The sequence below is a fragment of the Pseudomonas sp. R62 genome, from assembly GCF_000257605.1.
Classification (GTDB): domain Bacteria; phylum Pseudomonadota; class Gammaproteobacteria; order Pseudomonadales; family Pseudomonadaceae; genus Aquipseudomonas; species Aquipseudomonas atacamensis.
Window position 1 is genome coordinate 64,220 of the sequence record NZ_JH635998.1, and the last position, 3,479, is coordinate 67,698.

General features: G+C 60.7%; 4 protein-coding genes and 1 pseudogene. 1 reads left to right on the plus strand and 4 read right to left on the minus strand.

What is annotated here, in order from left to right; all coding sequences use genetic code 11:
* From OQK_RS01765 to OQK_RS01775, 3 genes are all read right to left on the minus strand, one after another.
* The coding region (locus OQK_RS01765; RefSeq protein WP_016770836.1) for a pseudouridine synthase at positions 1–548 on the minus strand (548 nt) is incomplete at its 3' end.
* Positions 549–618: 70 nt separating this feature from the next.
* On the minus strand, positions 619–936 hold the full coding sequence (locus OQK_RS01770; protein ID WP_016770837.1) for a hypothetical protein: 318 nt from the start codon (positions 934–936) through the stop codon (positions 619–621).
* Positions 937–1,049: 113 nt separating this feature from the next.
* A complete protein-coding gene (locus tag OQK_RS01775; protein ID WP_016770838.1) occupies positions 1,050–1,286 on the minus strand; it encodes a glutaredoxin family protein in 237 nt (78 codons plus the stop codon).
* Between the two features lie 198 nt (positions 1,287–1,484).
* On the opposite strand from OQK_RS01775, the gene OQK_RS01780 reads away from it, so the two are divergent.
* Positions 1,485–3,197: a cation:proton antiporter gene (locus OQK_RS01780; protein WP_016770839.1), complete on the plus strand. Its 1,713-nt coding sequence runs from the start codon at positions 1,485–1,487 to the stop codon at positions 3,195–3,197.
* Here the strand turns inward: OQK_RS01780 and OQK_RS01785 are convergent.
* Positions 3,194–3,479: pseudogene (locus OQK_RS01785) on the minus strand (ammonium transporter); the annotation flags it as partial. The gene OQK_RS01780 and the pseudogene OQK_RS01785 sit on opposite strands and share 4 nt — an antisense overlap.

Here is a 3,479-nt window from a genome sequence, read left to right on the forward strand (position 1 = left end):
GGGAAATTCAGCTCGGGCAATGCCGGGGCGATCGCTTCGTAGCGCTTGTCGATCTGCCGGGTCGGGAACAATGACTGATAGGCCGAGCGGGTTTGCGGGTTAGCCGAGAAGATCACCAGCCCTGCGGTGTGCCGGTCGATGCGGTGCAGCGGCACCAGATGCGGATTGTCCAGCCGACGGATCAGCCGGCGCAGCAGGGTTTGTTCGACATATTCCCCGGCCGGAGTTACTGGCAGAAAATGAGGTTTGTCGGCCACTACCAGATGTTCGTCAGCGTAGAGAATCGACTCGAGCACCGGGATCGGCTTTTCGTCCGGCACCTCACGAAAGTAATGAATGCGCAGCCCTTCCTTGTAGGGCAAGTCCAGCGCAATCGGCTGACCCTGCGCATCCAGCACCCGTCCGCGAGCAATCCGGTCGAGCCATTGTTCGCGGCCGATGGCACTGAAGTGTTCGCACAGGCAATCGAGTACCGTCAGCCAGGGACCGGGCGGCAAATACAAGGTGCTGGCCTGATTGTGCGCAGCGGAAAATACGGGGCTGGTCATACGAAACAGAAATCCTCAATGCAGGCCGGCATTATCCAACAGTGAGGCAAAGCCACCTAGCGCAGTTTGATCAGGCCGGAATCGACTTGAGGGCCGCCGCTTCGGTGAACTCCTTCAGCCAGCGCAACACATCGACCGCTTCCCAACGCCCAGGATCGTACAACGCGTACAACAGTCCCTGATAACCGACCACATCCAGCTGCTTGTGATAACCGGCGCGTTGAAAAAGGGCTTCGATTTCGGCAAAGCAGGTATTGAAATGCAGCTTGTTGAATGGCGTCTTGCCTTCCGTGACCAGCCCGTCCAGGCGCAATTCGAGGACGGCCTCGCGCACCACGTCCACCGACATCCGGTTAACGCTGCTCTTCAACTGTTCGACATTGACCACGGTTCATCCCTCTGACTCGATTGCTGTATGGACATACAGTAACCGAAGAATTCAGCGAGCGCCAACGCAAGGATGGATTGCTGCGACCAGCGGGAGAACGGTAGTAAAGCTCATCATCGTAAAAACGCCGCGATTTCATCGCCACTGAACGGCCAATCCAGCTCAGCGCCAGTGTCGACCCGCCGCAGTACCGGGATGCGCAAGCTGTATTTTTCGAACCACGATTCGTCTTCGGCGATGTCCACCAATTCAACCAGCAGACCATGCTCGACGAAGGGCATCAGCTCGGCTTCGGCGACTTCACACAGGTGACACCCGAGGGTGCCGAACAGCTGACATTCAGGAGGCATGACGGCATTACCGGAAAACAAGTGAGCCCATTCTAGGACGCCACTAAACCCTCGTCGACCCGGCGCCGCCCAAAGGACCCAGCGCTCCCGGCGCAAAATCCTGACGCAAATCATTCAGCGCAAATTGCAAATGCGTCATCCTCGCGGACTTTTTGCCTCTACGCTTCAGAGGCCAACGCCCTGACAGCGGAGTGTCCCGTGTTTGCAAATCTGTTGATCATCCTCGCCTCATCCCTGGTGGTGATTGCCCTGTTCCGGCGCCTGCGACTGCCGCCGGTGCTGGGTTACCTGTGCGTGGGATTACTGGTCGGGCCGAACGCATTCGACTGGGTCAACGAGAGCGAACATCTGCCCGATGTCGCCGAGCTGGGCGTGGTGTTTCTGCTGTTTTCGCTGGGTCTGGAGTTCTCCCTGTCGAAGATGATTGCGCTGCGTCAGGTGGTGTTTCGCCTCGGCAGTCAGCAAGTGCTGATCAGCACAGCGCTGCTCGGCACACTGTTGATGGGCCTGGGCATGCCGCTGATGCCGGCGCTGTTGCTCGGTGCAGGGTTATCGCTGTCATCCACGGCGATCGTGACCAAGGAGCTGGGCAGTCTTGGTGAAGTATTCAGCAGCCACGGCCAGAACGCGGTCGGCGTGTTGCTGTTTCAGGACGTTGTCGCGGTATTGCTGCTGACACTGGTTCCGGTCTTCGCCGGCACCAGCGAGCAGGCCTGGTATTGGGCCTTGCCGTTGACCCTGGGCAAAACCGTGGTGCTGTTCTTCGGCCTGCTGCTCGCCAGTCGCTGGTTATTGCCACGGCTGTTTCATGAGGTGGCGGCCTCGCGCTCTGCGGAGCTGTTCGTCCTGCTGGCGCTGGTGATCGTGCTGCTGACTGCCTGGCTCACGCACTTGTTGGGGCTGTCGCCTGCACTCGGCGCTTTCCTCGCCGGCATGTTGCTCGGGGAAAGCCATTACCGGCACCAGATCGAAGCTGACATCCGGCCCTTTCGCGACATTCTGCTCGGCGTGTTCTTCGTCAGCATCGGCATGCTGATCGACCTGCAATTGTTCGTCAGTCACAGCCTGTTGATCATCGGCCTGACGCTCGGCCTGATGCTGATCAAGGGCATCGTGGTCGCGCTGCTGGTGAAGTGGCGCGGCAGTGACAGCGAAACCGCATGGCGCAGCGGCCTGGCCCTGGCCCAGGGTGGCGAATTCTGTTTTGCCTTGATGGCGCAGATGCAGCAGAACAGCCTGTTGCCGGCCGAACCGGGCGCCCTGCTGCTCGCGGCGACGTTCTGTTCGATGCTGCTCACGCCATTGCTTTTGCGTGCGGCGCCGCGCATTGCCGCCGTGCTGCACCGCAAGCCCAATCAGGAAGCGCAGATCGAACAGATCAGCGCGCTCAACGCCGACCTCGACCAGCACGTGGTGATCTGCGGCTACGGGCGCGTCGGCCAGTCCATCGGCCGCTTCATGGGCAACGCCGGGCAAGCCTATGTCGCGCTGGACAACGATCCGGTGCGGGTGCAGGAAGCCGCATCTGCGGAAAGCGACGTACATTACGGCGACTCGGCGCGTGGCGATCTGCTTACTGCGGTTGGCCTGTTGCGCGCCAGGCTGCTGGTGATTGCCGTGGATCAAAGTGACGTGGCGTTGCGCATTCTGCGCGAAGCCCGCCGACTCAACCGACAGGTGCCGATTCTGGTACGCACCCGTGACGACAGCCAATCGGCGGAACTCAGAGCCGCCGGCGCCACCGAGGTGGTGCCGGAGCTTTTGGAGTCGAGCCTGATGCTCGCTTCACACGCGCTGATCATGCTCGGCCTGCCCGCGCACAAAGTGCAGGAGAAGGTCGATCAAGTGCGCATCGATCGCTATCGCCTGCTCCACGGTTTCTATCCCGGAGCCAATGATGAGGAAATCTAGTCCTGACTCACCGCGCCGATCTTGTGCAGCGACAGGTCGGCGCCGTAATACTCTTGTTCCTGACTCAGGCGCAGCCCATGCAATGCCTTGATCGCGCCGTAGACGACGAAGCCGCCGAGCAGCGCGACCGCGACGCCAAGGGCAGTGCCGATCAACTGGCTGATCAGGCTGACACCGCCCAGGCCACCCAGCACAGACTGACCGAAGATGCCGCAGGCAATCCCGCCCCACACGCCACACAAACCATGCAACGGCCATACGCCCAGCACATCGTCGATGCTC

Bases quoted from the DNA above. Each gene is read 5' to 3' on its own strand.
- OQK_RS01775 (WP_016770838.1), bottom strand. From the start codon at position 1,286: ATGCCTCCTGAATGTCAGCTGTTCGGCACCCTCGGGTGTCACCTGTGT.